The organism is Rhodococcus sp. PBTS 1 (assembly GCF_001620025.1).
GTDB lineage: Bacteria > Actinomycetota > Actinomycetes > Mycobacteriales > Mycobacteriaceae > Rhodococcoides > Rhodococcoides kroppenstedtii.
This window is the reverse complement of record NZ_CP015219.1, coordinates 3,259,642-3,275,173: the sequence shown is the minus strand read 5'-3', so window position 1 is coordinate 3,275,173 and position 15,532 is coordinate 3,259,642. Positions and strand designations below refer to the sequence as shown.

At 70.5% G+C, this 15,532-nt stretch carries 14 protein-coding genes; 8 read left to right on the top strand and 6 right to left on the bottom strand.

Annotated elements, in window-relative coordinates; all coding sequences use genetic code 11:
- Nucleotides 1–54: 54 nt before the first annotated feature.
- Both A3Q40_RS14945 and A3Q40_RS14940 read left to right on the top strand, forming a co-directional pair.
- Complete coding sequence (locus A3Q40_RS14945) at nt 55–2,001, top strand: dynamin family protein (protein ID WP_082833941.1); 1,947 nt, start codon at nt 55–57, stop codon at nt 1,999–2,001.
- Nucleotides 1,998–3,464 carry a dynamin family protein gene (locus A3Q40_RS14940; RefSeq protein WP_068103314.1) on the top strand — a complete coding sequence of 489 codons (1,467 nt, stop codon included), beginning with the start codon at nt 1,998–2,000 and terminating at the stop codon, nt 3,462–3,464. Before A3Q40_RS14945 ends, A3Q40_RS14940 begins: the two co-directional genes overlap by 4 nt.
- A 12-nt stretch (nt 3,465–3,476) precedes the next feature.
- Here the strand turns inward: A3Q40_RS14940 and A3Q40_RS14935 are convergent, their stop codons facing one another.
- Entirely contained in the window at nt 3,477–4,079 is a 603-nt protein-coding gene (locus A3Q40_RS14935; RefSeq protein WP_157889606.1) for a hypothetical protein, read from the bottom strand.
- 180 nt (nt 4,080–4,259) lie between these two features.
- On the opposite strand from A3Q40_RS14935, the gene A3Q40_RS14930 reads away from it, so the two are divergent.
- On the top strand, nt 4,260–5,564 hold the full coding sequence (locus tag A3Q40_RS14930) for a lipase family protein (protein ID WP_068103310.1): 1,305 nt from the start codon (nt 4,260–4,262) through the stop codon (nt 5,562–5,564).
- Between the two features lie 28 nt (nt 5,565–5,592).
- Here A3Q40_RS14930 and A3Q40_RS14925 read toward each other — a convergent pair whose 3' ends face one another.
- Nucleotides 5,593–6,456, bottom strand: coding sequence for a hypothetical protein (locus A3Q40_RS14925; protein WP_068103308.1), 864 nt, complete (start codon nt 6,454–6,456; stop codon nt 5,593–5,595).
- 75 nt (nt 6,457–6,531) lie between these two features.
- Nucleotides 6,532–7,131 carry an endonuclease gene (locus A3Q40_RS14920; RefSeq protein ID WP_068103307.1) on the bottom strand — a complete coding sequence of 200 codons (600 nt, stop codon included), beginning with the start codon at nt 7,129–7,131 and terminating at the stop codon, nt 6,532–6,534.
- 587 nt (nt 7,132–7,718) lie between these two features.
- On the opposite strand from A3Q40_RS14920, the gene dnaK reads away from it, so the two are divergent.
- From dnaK to A3Q40_RS14900, 4 genes are read left to right on the top strand one after another with little or no spacing between them, the layout of a single operon-like run.
- Nucleotides 7,719–9,560 carry a molecular chaperone DnaK gene (gene dnaK, locus A3Q40_RS14915; protein WP_068103305.1) on the top strand — a complete coding sequence of 614 codons (1,842 nt, stop codon included), beginning with the start codon at nt 7,719–7,721 and terminating at the stop codon, nt 9,558–9,560.
- 11 nt (nt 9,561–9,571) lie between these two features.
- Nucleotides 9,572–10,189 carry a nucleotide exchange factor GrpE gene (gene grpE, locus A3Q40_RS14910; protein WP_068106338.1) on the top strand — a complete coding sequence of 206 codons (618 nt, stop codon included), beginning with the start codon at nt 9,572–9,574 and terminating at the stop codon, nt 10,187–10,189.
- 45 nt (nt 10,190–10,234) lie between these two features.
- The gene (gene dnaJ, locus A3Q40_RS14905; RefSeq protein WP_068103303.1) at nt 10,235–11,410 is read left to right on the top strand and encodes a molecular chaperone DnaJ; all 1,176 of its coding nucleotides are present in this window, start codon (nt 10,235–10,237) and stop codon (nt 11,408–11,410) included.
- A 34-nt stretch (nt 11,411–11,444) separates the two neighbouring features.
- On the top strand, nt 11,445–11,891 hold the full coding sequence (locus A3Q40_RS14900) for a heat shock protein transcriptional repressor HspR (protein WP_068103302.1): 447 nt from the start codon (nt 11,445–11,447) through the stop codon (nt 11,889–11,891).
- Nucleotides 11,892–11,912: 21 nt separating this feature from the next.
- Here A3Q40_RS14900 and A3Q40_RS14895 read toward each other — a convergent pair whose 3' ends face one another.
- The 3 genes from A3Q40_RS14895 to A3Q40_RS20635 form a co-directional block, all read right to left on the bottom strand.
- Nucleotides 11,913–12,689 carry an FAD-binding oxidoreductase gene (locus A3Q40_RS14895; protein WP_068103300.1) on the bottom strand — a complete coding sequence of 259 codons (777 nt, stop codon included), beginning with the start codon at nt 12,687–12,689 and terminating at the stop codon, nt 11,913–11,915.
- The gene (locus A3Q40_RS14890; protein WP_068103299.1) at nt 12,689–14,167 is read right to left on the bottom strand and encodes an alpha,alpha-trehalose-phosphate synthase (UDP-forming); all 1,479 of its coding nucleotides are present in this window, start codon (nt 14,165–14,167) and stop codon (nt 12,689–12,691) included. The genes A3Q40_RS14895 and A3Q40_RS14890 overlap by 1 nt, the downstream gene beginning before the upstream one ends.
- Before the next feature lie 85 nt (nt 14,168–14,252).
- A complete protein-coding gene (locus tag A3Q40_RS20635; RefSeq protein ID WP_167322910.1) occupies nt 14,253–14,423 on the bottom strand; it encodes a hypothetical protein in 171 nt (56 codons plus the stop codon).
- A gap of 267 nt (nt 14,424–14,690) precedes the next feature.
- Between A3Q40_RS20635 and A3Q40_RS14880 the strand changes: the two genes are divergently transcribed.
- Nucleotides 14,691–15,521 (top strand): alpha/beta fold hydrolase, encoded by an 831-nt coding sequence (locus A3Q40_RS14880; protein ID WP_068103295.1) that lies wholly within the window; start codon nt 14,691–14,693, stop codon nt 15,519–15,521.
- Nucleotides 15,522–15,532 lie beyond the last annotated feature (11 nt).

Genomic DNA, 15,532 nt, shown 5'->3' with positions numbered 1-15,532 from the left:
CAGTCTCCCGCCACGTCGTCGCCCACCCACGGCTCGAACGAAAATGGTGTTCCGATGCAGAATGCGCGCGACCGCGCGGTGCAGAATGCGCCCCAGGGCGCGGTGCAGAATGCGCCCCAGGGCACGGTGCCGGCGGCCACCGCGGCGACCCCGGCTCGCGCCGACGCGCCGACGACCCTCGCGGACCTGCTCACCCGGACCGGCGAGGTCGCGGCCAAGGCCGGCCGACGGGACCTGGTCGATCGGGTGGCGGCCGCCCGCGAGCGGGTCGCCGATCCGCGGCTGCGCATCGTCGTGGTGGGACCGCTCAAGCAGGGCAAGAGCCAGTTCGTCAATTCGCTTCTCGGACTCGACGTCTGCTCGGTGGGTGACGACGAGACCACGGCCGTGCCGACGATGGTCGCGCACGGCGACGAGCGTCGGGCCGAGCTGGTCGTCGCGCAGCCCGGTGGCGACCCGGCGCGGATCTCGATTCCGTTCGAGGACATCCACGCCGTCACCCCGTCGGATCCGCGGGCGGAGGGTCGCGACGTCCTGCGCCTCGAGATCACCGTGTCCTCGCCGCTGTTGGCGGACGGCCTCGTCATCGTGGACACCCCGGGTGTCGGTGGCCACGGCAACCCGCACGCCAGCGCCACTCTGGGACTCATTTCCTCCGCCGATGCCGTTCTCGTACTGTCGGATTCGTCGCAGGAGTTCACCGAGCCCGAGGTCGCGTTCCTGCGCCGCGCCGTCGACCTGTGCCCGGCCGTGGCCTGCCTGATCACCAAGACCGACCTCTACCCGCACTGGCGCCGGATCGTCGACGTCGATCGCGAGCATCTGTCGCGCGAGGGTGTCGAGGTTCCGCTGCTGCCCGTCTCGTCGTTGTTGCGCTCGCACGCCCTGCGCCTTCAGGACACGTCGCTCGACGAGGAGTCGGGCTTCCCGGCGCTGTACGAGTTCCTGCGCGGCGTCGTCCGCAGCGCGGCCGTCACCACCCGCAAGGCGGTGGCGCTTGACGTCACGTCGGTCGCGGAGCACGTCGCCCTCGCGCTGGGTAGCGAACTGGCGGCGCTGCGCGACCCGGAGTCCGCCGCCGCGGCCGTCGGTGGGTTGCAGCGTGCCCGCGAATCCGCCGACGAGATGCGTCGACGCAGCAGCCGGTGGCAGCAGACCCTCGCCGACGGCATCGCCGACCTGGCTTCCGACATCGACCACGATCTGCGAGACCGGTTGCGCCACATCACCCGCGAGGCGGAGACCGCCGTCGACGAGGGCGATCCGGGCAAGGACTGGACGCGCATCGGCGAGTGGCTCCAGGCACAGATCGCCGACGCCGTCGGCGACAACTTCGTGTGGGCACACGAGCGGTCGATCTATCTGGCCGAGAACGTCGCTCGGCATTTCGCCGAGTCCGGCGAGGGGCAGCTCCCGGCCGGTGACATCGCCGCGCTCGCCGAACTCGACGGCATCATGGACCCCGTCACCTCCCTGTCCGACCTCGAGTCGGGCCGCATGGGCATCACCTCCAAGGTGTTGGTGGGCATGCGTGGGTCCTACGGCGGCGTGCTCATGTTCGGTCTCGTGTCGACGATGATGGGGTTCGCCCTGCTCAACCCCGTGTCCCTGGGCGCCGGTGTGCTGCTGGGCAGCAAGGCGTACAAGGACGACAAGGAACAGCGCGTCCTCAAGCGCCGCGCCGATGCGAAACAGGCCATCCGCAAGTTCACCGACGACGTGGCGTTCCAGGTGGGCAAGGAATCCCGCGACCGGCTGCGCGCCGTGCAGCGGGTGCTGCGCGATCACTTCACCGAGGTGGCCGAGCAGACGCTGCGGTCCGTCGACGATTCGCTCAAGGCCGCGCAGGAGGCCGCCACGCTCCAGAGCAGCGAACGTGCTTCTCGCACGGCGGAACTCGAACGTGCGCTGAGTGACGTCGCGACGCTGCGCCGCATCGCTCGCACCCTCGACCCGACGGACGCGCCGCCCGCCGACGGCAAGCGAGGTCTGCCCGCGTGAGCGCGACGATCGACCGAGCCCGATCCCTCGTCGCCGCGGCGCGAGCCGAGTACGCGGCGGATCCTACTGCGCGACAAGCGGTGCAGGAGTGCGGCGAGCGGCTCGACGAGCCGCTGCGGATCGCCCTCGCCGGATCGCTGAAAGCCGGCAAGTCGACGTTGCTCAATGCCCTCGTCGGTCAGGACATCGCGCCCACCGACGCCACCGAGTGCACCCGCGTCGTCACCTGGTACCGACGCGGACTCGCCCCGTCGGTCACCGCCCGGTACGACGGCGACAAGGCCGCCGAGATCCCCGTGGTCCGTCGGAACGGCCGGCTGAGCTTCGATTTCGGCGAGCTGACGGCCGACCGCGTCGACCGGCTGGACGTCGAGTGGCCGGCGCGGGCGTTGGCGCGAAACACCATCGTCGACACCCCCGGCACGTCGTCGCTGTCGCGCGACGTCTCCGAACGGACCCTCGCGATGCTCACTCCGGACGACGCCGCGTCCGGCGCGGACGCCGTCGTCTACCTGCTTCGGACCCTCAGCGCCGCGGACACGACGTTTCTCGGTCGGATCAACGACGCGGTGGGCGGCGAATCGGGACCGCTCGGGGTCATCGGTGTCGTGTCACGCGCCGACGAGATCGGCGCCGGCCGCATGGATGCGCTGCTGTCGGCCAAGGACGTCGCGGCGCGTTTCGCGGGGGAGCTGGAGAAGACCGGTCTGTGTCAGGCCGTCGTTCCCGTCGCGGGTCTTCTCGCGCTGGGCGCGCGGACGTTGCGGCAGAGCGAATTCGCCGCGCTGGTGGCGCTCGCGGACGCACCTCCGGAGGATCTCTCGCTGGCGATGCTGTCCGCGGATCGGTTCGTCCGGCCGGACATGCCGCTGCCCGTCGACGCCGAGACCCGGGCCGGGCTGGCCGACCGGTTCGGCCTGTTCGGAATCCGGTTGGCCGTCACGTTGATTCGGATGGGCACGCGCGACTCGCCGGCGTTGGCGCGCGAACTCGTGGAACGCAGCGGCCTGGACGAGCTGCGCCAGGTGCTCGACGCCCAGTTCGGCGACCGCGCGGATCAGTTGAAGGCGCACTCCGCGCTGGTCTCGCTCGACCGCATTCTCCACGACCACCCGACGCCGGGCGCGCAGCAGATCGCCGACGAGGTGCGGCGCACCCTCGCCGACGCGCACGGGTTCCGGGAGCTGCGCCTCATCGGCCGGATGCGCGCGCGCGAGGTTCGACTCCCCGACGATCAGCGCGCCGCGTTGGCGCTGGTGATCGGGGCGCAGGGGATGGATGCGGCGACGCGTCTCGGGTGCGATCCGGACGCCTCCGAGTCCGAACTGCGCGATGCCGCGCTGGCCGCCGTCCGGACCTGGCGTGCGCGCTCGACGCATCCGCTGCTGGACCGGTTCACGGCGTCGGCGTGCGAGGTCGCGGTGCGCAGCGCCGAGGGCATCCTGGCCGGCCTCTCCCGGTAGGGACGGCAGGGACTACGACGTCCGTCGATGCTCGGCCGCCCGAAGCCAGCGGCCGACGGCGGACGTGAAGGCCAGCGCCGCCCCGATCACGAGCAGCACCGCACCGCCCGCCGGCACGTACACCCAGGGCCGCGCCACGGCGTCGTCGGTGGCGATCACGAACGCCGCGCTGCCCGCGGCGGCGAGCACCGCCGTCGTCACCAGGACGTTGCGCGCGGAGGCCCTCCGCCCGCGGAGCTGCAGGGCGCCGAGCAGGCCCAGCAGGACCACGACGGCCGCGACGGCGCCGGCGACGGTGAGTGTGACGGTGACGGTGTCGGCCGCGTCGGTGACGCTGGTGTCGGGGGCGTCGGCCAGGACGACCGCCCGGAGGCGCTCCCGAACGGTCGTCAGGTCGACGGCGACGGCGACCGCGGCGGCGAGCACTGCCACGACGCCGAGGGCGACGGCCGCCACGGCAGTTCCGACGGCGCGCGGGGGCGTGTCCGGGACGGGGTCGTGGAGGGGGTCGACGTGGATGCGGGGTCGCGGAGGCGGACGCCGACTGTCGGACACCGGAGGCGGACGCCGACTGTCGGGGGACGGTGAATGCTGCGCCGGGCCGTCCGTGGTCATGTGAACGAGGCTATCCGGTTCGTCTTTTTCTGTGGCCGAACCCAAGCGTCGACGAGCACGCGCCATGACCGGACACGGAAATCGTGATCGGGGCCGAACGGATGTCGGGGATGTGCCTGGCGTCACGTAGTTTCTCGGATGCAACGGTTCGGTCGGGGCGCGTCGTCGCCCCCGGGGTGGATGGGATGTGGACGCGTGCGCGCTGTGAAACTTGCGGGGGTGGGGCTCGCCCTGTGCCTGGGCATCGTCGGGTTGGGAGTGCCGACGGCCGTCGCCGAGCCGCCCGGTCCGGCCGCCGGCTTCTACACCCCGCCGAATCCGCTGCCTCCGGGCGCGGAAGGTGACCTGATCCGCACGGGTCCGTCGAACCTCGCGCTGTCCCTGCCGCTGCCCAACGGGCCGATTCCGGGCACCGCCACGCGCGTCATGTACCGCAGCCAGGACGCGAACGATCAGCCGAACGCCGTCACCGGCACCTACATCGATCCCTCCGCGCCGTGGACCGGGCCGGGCCCGCGCCCGCTGGTGGTCATCGCGCCGGGTACGCACGGCCAGGGTGATCAGTGCGCGCCGTCGCACCAGCTGAACAACGTCCTGACCTACCAGCCGATCCTGGGTCTGATGGTCGAGTACGAGTTGGTCTCCACCTACGCCCTGCTGTCCAAGGGCTACGGCGTCATGATCACCGATTACGACGGACTGGGCACGCCCGGTACGCACACGTACGTCAACCGTGCGGCCGAGGCGCACGCGGTGCTCGACGCGGCCCGCGCGGCGCTGAAGCTGCAGGGCGTGAAGGTGGGTCCGGACTCGCCCGTCGGCCTGTGGGGCTACTCCCAGGGCGGCGGTGCCGTCGCGGCCGCCACCGAGCTGGCGCCCGAGTACGCGCCGGATCTGAAGATCGCCGGAACCTACGCCGGTGCGCCGGTGGCCGACCTCGCCGCCACGTTGTCGCAGGTGGACGGCACGTTCCTCACGGGCGTCATCGCATACACGGTCAACGGCCTCAAGCGCACCAACCCCGAGCTCATCCCGATCATCGACGCGTCCACCAACGCCAACGGCAAGGCCGTGCTGGCGGCGGCGGAGAACCAGTGCATCGTCGAGTCGGCGCTGACCATCGGCTTCCACCGCACCAACGAGTGGATCGCCAACGGCCAATCCCTCTCGGACTACCTGAAGAACATCCCCGAGGCCCAAGAAGTATTGGCGGAGAACCGCGTCGGCAACCGCACTCCGAACTCGCCGGTGTACGTCGACACCAGCACCGGTGACGACATCGTGCCCTACGGCCAGGCCGAGCAGCTCTCCCGCGAGTGGTGCGGCCGCGGTGCGAACGTCACGCTGAACACGCAGCGACTGCCGTTCATCCTGCCGGGTCTCGCCCTGAGCCACGTGCTGCCGGACTTCATCGGCCTCACCGGCGGACTGAACTGGATCGACGCCCGGTTCCGCGGCGTGCCCACGGCGGGCACCTGCGCCTGACGTCACTCGCTCCGACGACGCGTCTCGATTACATCCGATCGAGGCGCGTCGTCGCGTTGCGGACACGTGCGTCGGCGGCGTCCCGTGCCGCGGTCGCCTCGTCGACGTCGTGCTCCCGGGCGGCGGCCTCCTCCTCGGCCTGCTCCAGCGCCTCGCGCAGCCGCTCGACCTCGGCGCGTGCGTCGTCGCGGCGGTCGGTCGCGTCGGCCAGGGCGGACTCGGCGTCGTCCAACCCCGTGCGGGCGTCGGCGAGCTCCGCCTCCGCGTGACGACGGGCTTCCTCCCGTTCCTCCCGTTCCTCCCGTTCCTTCCGTTCCTTCGCGGCCTGCTTCTTCTGCGCCGCGTCGTCGTCCTCGGGTGGGCTCGACGGCTCGGGCGGGGTGGCGTCCTCCGGTGTGTCGGGGACGGCGACCAAGCCGAGCGGGCCGAATCCGCTGTACTCCACCGCGCCCAGCAGGCGACCGGCGCGCACGTCGTCGGCCACGGCCGGGTCCGCGAGCGCCGCGCCGAGCGACGACGCCACCTCGCGCGTGACGTCGTCACCCACCTCGTGGCCACGGTCGACGGCGATCTCGGCGGCCCGCGTCGCCAGGGCGCGGACGGCCCGCTGGCGTTGCTTGGTGAGGGTGCGCAGGGTCGCGCCGGACAGGTGTTGCTGCGCTTCCCGGAGCGCCTCGCCGAGGTCGAACAGGTCACCGACCTCGTCTTCGGCGTCGCGGACCAGGACGTTGAGCACCCAGCCGACCGTCGTGGGTTTGCGCAGCGCGCCGATGTCCTTGGCCAGGGCCTTGTCGCCGTCGGCTCGGGCCTGCTTCTGCCGTTCGGTGCGGACCCGGACGAAGTCGGCCGGGTCCAGGCCGTAGAGCTCGTCGGCGACGTCGTCGAGGGTCATGCGTTCAGTGTCGCTCCGAATCGAGGTGGAATCGTGGAGTCCAGGCCCCGGAATGCGGGGCCGGGGGTACACGATTCACGACAGCGAGTGGCGCACCAGCGCAGCGGCCAGCACCGCGCGCTCGCCGCTCCGTGCCCGGTCGCCGAGTTTCGCCGGGTCCGTCGGCAGCCCCAGGTCCTTCGCCGCGGCCAGCGCCTTCTCGTCGAAGTACGGGCCGACCCACGGCCAGACGTCCTGCACCTCGCGCAGGAAGATGTCCGCGCCCGTCGGCCCGATGCCGTCGAACTCCTGCAGCAGCCGGGACGCCGCCCCGACATCTCCGTCCGCTTTCTCCGCCAGCCGCCGCAGGTCGCCGTGGTAGTCGCTGCGCACCTTCTCCGCGGTCTCGCCGAGACGGGTGGCCGTCGACTCGTCGTACCGGGTGTAGCGGCCGCGGCCGAGGGCGTCCACCTTGTCCTGCCACGACGCCGCGGCCATCTTCTCCGGCGTGCGGTATCCGGCGGAGAACAGCTCCCGCGCCGCCGCGACGGCGATGTCCGCGGAGATCCGCGCGCTCAGCAGCTGGGTCAGCACCAGGAGCTCGAACAGCGGTGACGGTGTGTCCTTCAGCGTGATGCCGGCCTCGTCGGCGTAGGTGCGGCCGTGCTCGTCCAGCAGGGTGTCCAGGGTGGTCATCCCTCCCGGCTACCCCGGTTCACGCGATGGGAACGCCCCGCGGGCTGCGGGGACGGGCCTGCCTGGCTGCACACAGGTGGGCCGGATCGACGGGAACCTGTCCATTCGGTCGACCTGTGTGCGGTGAGGCAGGTGGAGGCCGATCCGGTGGCGGGCCGCACCCCGATCCGAGGGCCGCACCCCGATCCGCTGCACTTCCCGCGATCCGCCGGTGTTGCAGCAGGCGCGGATGCCTGGACCGCGCGCGGATCCGGCTGCGCTGCGCAGCAACCATGCGCCCGGGAGCGAGGCCGTCGCCTCATGCCTCGCTGCACACGAGTGCGCCGATTCTCCGGGATCCCGCCGATCCGGCCGAGTCGTGTGCCACCACGCAGGTGCGTGGTGGGGCCGGGGCAGGTCCGGAACCCCCGCGACGGGGTACGGGAACAAAGTCCCCACCGCACCCGTTGAGCCGTACGACTGCCATTGAGCGTGGTCCACTCAAGGAGAACTTGACGGGTACGGAATCCGACAGGCAAACTTGAGCGCAGTTCGCTCAGGCAGGCAGCTTGTCGAATCACCCGAGCATCTATCAGGAGGTTTCTCACATGGCTCGTGCGGTCGGAATCGACCTCGGGACCACCAACTCGGTCGTGTCCGTCCTGGAGGGCGGCGAACCGGTCGTGGTGGCCAACTCCGAGGGTGCACGTACCACCCCGTCCATCGTCGCCTTCGCCAAGAACGGCGAGGTGCTGGTCGGACAGTCCGCGAAGAACCAGGCGGTCACCAACGTCGACCGCACCATCCGGTCGGTCAAGCGCCACATCGGCACCGACTGGACCGTCGCCATCGACGACAAGAAGTACACGTCGCAGGAGATCTCGGCGCGCACGCTGATGAAGCTGAAGCGCGACGCGGAGGCGTACCTGGGCGAGGACATCACCGACGCCGTCATCACCGTCCCCGCGTACTTCGAGGACGCGCAGCGTCAGGCCACCAAGGAAGCCGGCCAGATCGCCGGCCTGAACGTCCTGCGCATCGTCAACGAGCCCACCGCGGCCGCCCTGGCGTACGGCCTGGACAAGGGCGAGAAGGAACAGACCATCCTGGTGTTCGACCTCGGCGGCGGCACGTTCGACGTGTCCCTCCTCGAGATCGGCGACGGTGTGGTCGAGGTCCGCGCGACCTCCGGTGACAACCACCTCGGTGGTGACGACTGGGATCAGCGCATCGTCGACTGGCTCGTGGAGAAGTTCAAGAGCCAGAACGGCATCGACCTGACCAAGGACAAGATGGCTCTGCAGCGTCTGCGCGAGGCCGCGGAGAAGGCGAAGATCGAGCTGTCGTCCAGCCAGAGCACCTCGATCAACCTCCCGTACATCACCGTCGACGCGGACAAGAACCCGCTGTTCCTCGACGAGCAGCTGTCCCGCTCGGAGTTCCAGCGCATCACCTCGGACCTGCTCGACCGCACTCGCGCGCCGTTCCAGGCCGTGGTCAAGGACTCCGGCATCGCGGTCAAGGACATCGACCACGTCGTGCTCGTCGGTGGCTCCACCCGTATGCCGGCCGTGTCCGAGCTGGTGAAGGAGCTCTCGGGCGGCCGTGAGCCGAACAAGGGCGTGAACCCGGACGAGGTCGTCGCCGTCGGCGCCGCGCTGCAGGCCGGTGTGCTCAAGGGTGAGGTCAAGGACGTCCTGCTGCTCGACGTCACCCCGCTGTCCCTCGGCATCGAGACCAAGGGCGGCGTGATGACCAAGCTCATCGAGCGCAACACCACCATCCCGACGAAGCGCTCGGAGACCTTCACCACGGCGGACGACAACCAGCCGTCGGTGCAGATCCAGGTGTTCCAGGGTGAGCGCGAGATCGCTTCGCACAACAAGCTTCTCGGCTCCTTCGAGCTGACGGAGCTGCCCCCGGCCCCGCGTGGCGTGCCGCAGATCGAGGTCACCTTCGACATCGACGCCAACGGCATCGTCCACGTGACCGCCAAGGACAAGGGCACCGGCAAGGAGAACACGATCAAGATCCAGGAGGGCTCCGGCCTCTCCAAGGAGGAGATCGAGCGGATGGTGAAGGACGCCGAGGCGCACGCCGAGGAGGACCGGACCCGTCGCGAGGAGGCCGAGACCCGCAACCAGGCCGAGTCGCTCGTCTACCAGACGGAGAAGTTCGTCAAGGACAACGAGGACAAGGTTCCGGCAGAGACCAAGGAGAAGGTCGAGGCGGCCATCACCGAGGCGCGCACGGCTCTGTCCGGCACGGACCTCGCGGCCATCAAGGCCGCCGTGGAGAAGCTGAGCACCGAGTCGCAGGCTCTGGGTCAGGCGCTCTACGAGTCCGCCGCCGCCGACGGTGCGGGAGCCGACGGCGCTCCGACCGACGGTCGTGAGGACGTCGTCGACGCCGAGGTCGTCGACGAGCCGAACGACACCGACAAGAAGTGAGCGAAGACGAGATGGGTGCGGACGACACCGACCAGGTGAACGACCCCGCCGTCGATCCCGCCGCCGAGGAGACTTTCGCGGGTCCCTCGGCGGGGGAGCCCTCCGCAGCGGACGACGGTGCCGCCACCGACGACACTGCCGCCGACGCCCCGGCCGCCGAGCAGGCCCGGGAACCGGAGAAGGACGAACTCGCCGAGCGCACTGCGGATCTGCAGCGCCTGTCGGCGGAGTTCGCCAACTACCGGCGCCGGGTGGCGCGGGACAAGCAGGCCGACATCGAGAACGCCAAGGCGTCGGTGTTGTCGGAGCTGCTGCCCGTGCTCGACGATCTCGACCGGGCTCGCCAGCACGGCGATCTCGAGTCGGGGCCGCTGAAATCGGTGGCGGACAAGCTCGAAGGCGTGTTCACGGCCCAGGGCGTCGCGTCCTTCGGCGCCGAGGGCGACGGGTTCGACCCCGCGGTCCACGAGGCCGTGCAGCACGAGGGCGACGGCAGCAACCCGGTGATCGGCAGCGTGTTCCGCAAGGGATACACGGCCGGGGATCGGGTGCTGCGGACGGCCATGGTGGCCGTCGTGGACGGCCCGACCGGAACCGAATCGGCCACCGACGGCCCGAATTCGGCCTAGGTTCACGACGAGCCGCATGATCGACACGAGAGGAGGAGACGACCGGTGAGCCAACGGGAGTGGATCGAGAAGGACTTCTACAAGGAGCTGGGCGTCTCCTCCTCCGCGTCGCAGGACGAGATCAAGAAGGCGTACCGCAAGCTGGCGCGCGACAATCACCCGGACTCCAACCCGGGCAACGCGACCGCCGAGGCCAAGTTCAAGGCCGTCAGCGAGGCCAACGCGGTGCTGTCGGATCCGGCCAAGCGCAAGGAGTACGACGAGGCCCGATCCCTGTTCGCCAGTGGCGGTTTCGGCCGCGGCGGGTTCTCGCCCGGCGGCGGAACCAACTTCGGCGGCGGAGGATCGGCGGGCGGTTTCGACGTCGGCGACCTGTTCGGCGGCGGCGCCGGGGGAGCCGATCTCGGCGACATCTTCGGCGGCCTGTTCAACCGCGGTGGCCAGTCGAGGACCTCGGCGGCGTCGCGGCCCCGCAAGGGTAGCGACCTCACGGCCGACGTCACCCTGAGCTTCCGCGACGCGGCGACCGGAACGTCGGTGCCGCTGTCCATCACCAGCCCGTCGTCGTGCACGACGTGCCACGGCAGCGGCGCCAAGCCGGGCACCAGCCCGCGGGTCTGCCCGCGGTGCAACGGATCCGGTGTCGTCAGCCGCAACCAGGGCGCGTTCGGCTTCAGCGAGCCGTGCGACGACTGCCGCGGGACCGGTTCGATCATCGACGACCCGTGTGCCGACTGCCGGGGAACGGGCGTGCAGAACCGCACCCGCTCGGTGACCGTGCGGGTACCGGCGGGCGTGGCGGACGGTCAGCGGGTCCGTGTGGCCGGCCGCGGCGAGGCGGGACTACGCGGAGCGGGTGCCGGCGATCTGCTGGTCACCGTCCACGTGACGCCGGACCGCGTGTTCGGCCGCAGCGGAGACGACCTGACGCTGGTGATCCCGGTGTCCTACAGCGAGTTGGTGCTCGGTACCACGCTGTCCGTCCCGACGCTCGACGGTCGGGTGGGGCTGAAGGTCCCGGCCGGCACGGCGGACGGCCGCACGTTCCGAGTGAAGGGCCGGGGGATCGCGAAGAAGTCGACGACGGGTGACCTGCTGGTCACCGTGAAGGTGGCGGTGCCGTCCGAGTTGGACGATGCTGCCCGAGAAGCACTGGAGCACTACGCCGAGGCCGAGCGGGCGGGCGGATTCGATCCCCGCGCCGGGTGGCCCGGCGCCTGACCACAGCGGACCGAGAAGGAGAGGGGCGAGGGTGATGGCGGACGACGCGAGCACGAGCCGCGCTGCTCGGGGGGTGCGTGCCGACGGTGGCCCGGCCGATGCGGCGGCCGATCCCGACGCCCGGATCTTCGTCATCTCGGTGGCCGCGGAACTGGCCGGAATGCACGCGCAGACGCTGCGCACGTACGACCGCCTCGGGCTGGTGACACCGCACCGCACCACCGGGGGCGGGCGCCGGTACTCGCCGCGCGACGTCGCGCTCCTCCGCGAGGTGCAGCGGCTCTCGCAGGACGAGGGCGTCAACCTCGCCGGGATCAAGCGCATCATCGAGCTGACCAATCAGGTCGAGGCGCTGCAGTCGCGGATCAGCGAGATGGCGGCCGAGTTGGCCCAGCTGCACGCGGGTATGCGGCGGGATCTCGTTCCCGTGCAACGGAGCAACGCGCTCGTCGTCTGGCAGCCCCGCTCACGCAAGCAGTAGCAACCCGAGCACCAGCGACTCTCAACCCCGTCGGATGTTCTCCGGCGGGGTTCCCGTCGTCTCCAGCGCCCGTACGGTGAACGACGCCATCGCGGGCGATCCGCACACCAGCACACGCTGATTCGGATAGGGCCCCCGTCGCGCCGCGGCTTCGCCCACCCGGCCGGGCAGGAGGCGATCCGGGCCGTACGTCGCGTCGGGCATCGCCAGCAGCCGGTTCTCCTCCGCGGCGTCGAACCACGGGTCCCGATGCGGCGGGTTCTCGGGCCGCTCCGCCACGGGAAGCACGGTCAGCCAGGGGTATTCACGGGCCATGAGCCACACCATGTCGGCGGCGTAGTGGTCGCGCGGTGAGCGGCCGCCCATGAAGAGGCGCACCCGCGGCGGCGTGCGACGCCGGGCGAGGTCCCGCAGAATCGCCAGCATCGGAGCCAAGCCCGTTCCCCCGCTGATCATCACGACGTCGTCGTCGGACGGGTCGACCCGCAGGTCGCCGGCGGGAGCGTCGAGAGTCCACACGTCGCCCTCGCGCGTGTCCGTGACGATGCTGCCGCTGACCCACCCGCCGGGGACGGCGCGGACGTGGAACTCGTACTTGCCGTCGCGGGACGGCGGCATCGCCGGTGAGTACCGCCGGACGCCGCGGGGAGCGGCGGGCACCGTGACGGCGAGCGACTGGCCCGGCTCGAAGGGGATCATGTCTCCCACGAGCCGGACCACCACCAGGTCCTCGCGAAGCCGGTAGGTCTGGACCACCTGGGCGGTCGCCGCCCCCGGAACGTCGACGGGGGACGCCATCAGACGGTGGCCTGGCCGATCTCGCGGTTGGAGACCATCTGGGTCGGGGCGGTGTCCTCGCCGGTGCGGTCGAGGGCGGCGAGGAAGGAGCGGGCCCACCGATCGACGTCGTGGGCGAGGACCTGACGACGCATCGCGCGCATGTGCCGACGACCGTCCTCGGGGTCCTGCTCGATGGCGGCCATCATGGCGTCGGCGACGTTGTCCAGATCGTGCGGGTTGCACTGGTACGCCTGACGCAGTTCCGCTGCGGCGCCGGTGAATTCGCTGAGCACCAGTGCTCCGCCGAGGTCGCTGCGGCAGGCGACGTACTCCTTGGCCACCAGGTTCATGCCGTCGCGGATCGGGGTGACCAGCATGACGTCGGCGGCGACGTAGTAGGCGATGAGTTCGTCGCGAGGAATCGGCCGGTGGAGGTAATGCACCACGGGATGTCCGACGCGGCCGAACTCGCCGTTGATGCGGCCGACCTTGCTCTCGATCTCCCCGCGCATGTGCCGGTAACTCTCCACCCGTTCACGGCTGGGGGTGGCCACCTGGATCATGACGACGTCTTCGGGATCGACCTTCTCGGAGAGCAACAGTTCGTGGAACGCGCCCAGCCGGACGTCGATGCCCTTGGTGTAGTCGAGGCGGTCGACGCCGAGCATGATGACCTTCGGATCGCCCAGCTCGGCACGGATCTCGCGGGCGCGGTCGCGAATCGACTTCCGCTTGCTCTTCTCGTCCATCTCGCCGGAGTCGATGGAGATGGGGAAGGCACCCACGCGGACGGTGCGGAAACCCACCTGCACCACACCGAGTTTCGACCGCACGCCGATGTTGCCGCGAGAGGTCGGTTGGCCGGCGAGGCGGCGGGAGAGGTAGAGGAAGTTCTGCGCGCCGCCGGGCAGGTGGAACCCGATGAGGTCGGCGCCGAGCAGTCCTTCGACGATCTCGGTGCGCCACGGCATCTGCATGAACAGCTCGACCGGCGGGAAGGGGATGTGCAGGAAGAAGCCGATGGTGAGATCGGGCCGGAGCATGCGGAGCATCTTCGGCACCAGCTGCAGCTGGTAGTCCTGGATCCACACCGTGGCGTTCTGGGCCGCCGCGGTACTGGTGGCTTCGGCGAAGCGGCGATTGACCTCGACGTACGCCTCCCACCACGTGCGGTCGTACACGGGGCGGACGATCACGTCGTGATAGAGCGGCCAGAGGGTCGCGTTGGAGAAGCCCTCGTAGTAGTCGGCGACCTCGCGCTCGGACAGCGGGACGGGAACCAGCTCGAGGCCGTCGTCCTCGAACGGCTCGACCTCGACGTCGGGCACCCCGGGCCAGCCGACCCACGCGCCGTTGTTGTTGCGCAGAATCGGCTCGAGGGCGGTGACCAGCCCGCCGGGGCTGCGCTTCCACCGCCGGGACCCGTCCGGTGCGGTGTCGAGATCGACCGGCAAGCGATTGGCGACGACGACGAAATCCGAACCCTCTGCGGTCACTGCTGATCCTTCGTGATGCCTCGTGTGCCGGCCTGCTGCCTACGGACCCGGTGTACCCCGGCGGGCCCGGATCACCCCGCGTCGGTCAGACGGCTTTGGCGGCGGGCGCGATGCCGAGCATCGAGAGCAGCATGATGCACTCGTCGGCGTCGGTGGCGTAGGCCGCGACGACGCGCTGCGCCTGGCTGGCGGTCTCGTCCGCGACGGGTTCGATGTCCTCGTCGACGATGTCGGTCTCGGGGGTGCTGGCGGCCATGGTGCGATTCTCCCGGGTGTGGTGCGGTGTGGTGGTCTCGTGCGGGGCGGGCCGCGAGAACACGTCCACGACGAGGCCACACGTCCGCACGCACTCTAGGAGAACTCGCCCGGTGCTCGCAAAAATCCCGTGATCGGGCGCAGCGTGAGGGGGCGTACCGGACTCCCCGGTAGCGTCACGAGTCGCCTGTCACGCGTCACCTGTCACGAGTCGCCTGTCACGCGTCAGCACAGTCATGAGCCGCCACCGATCGGGAAAGGACCGCCGATGCCCCCTGTGCCAGCCAACGAGGTGGTGACCGTCAACGGGATCCCGCTGAACCACACCGTGACGGGATCGGGCCCGCTGGTGGTCATGATCATGGGCACGGGCAGTCCGGGACGGGTGTGGGCGCTGCACCAGGTGCCCGCCATCGTGGCCGCGGGGTACCGGGTGTGCACCTTCGACAACCGCGGCATCGCCCCCAGCTACGAGTCCCTCGAGGGCATGCAGATCTCGGACCTGGTGGCCGACACCGCGGGACTGATCGAGCACGTGCGCACCGACGCCGCCGAGAAGGCCGTGGTGGTGGGTACGTCGATGGGGGCGCGGGTGGCGCAGGAGCTGGCGCTCGCCCGTCCCGATCTGGTCTCGCGCGCGGTGTTCTCCGCCGGGCACGCACGCCTCGACGCGTTCCAGCAGGTACTGGGCGAAGGGGAGCGGCAGTTGGCCGACAGCGGGGTCACGGTGCCGCCGAAGTACGCGGCCGCCGTCGCCGCCGTGATGAACCTGTCGCCGGCGTCCCTGCGCGACGAGGCCGCGGCGCGGGACTGGCTCGACCTCTTCGAGTTCTCGGTGCAGCCGCTCACGCCGGGGCAGCGAGCGCAGTTGACGATGGACGAGACGTTCGACCGTCGCCGGGACTACGGGCGCATCTCGGTTCCCTGCCTGTCGATCGGGTTCGCCGACGATCGGATGATCCCGGCGTACCTGTCGCGCGAGGTGGCGGACGTGATTCCGGGCGCGCGGTACGTCGAGATCGCCGACGCGGGCCACTACGGCTACCTGGAGAAGCCGGAGGAGTTCAACCGCGCGATCCTGGATTTCCTCCGGGGGTAGTCGCCGCCGAA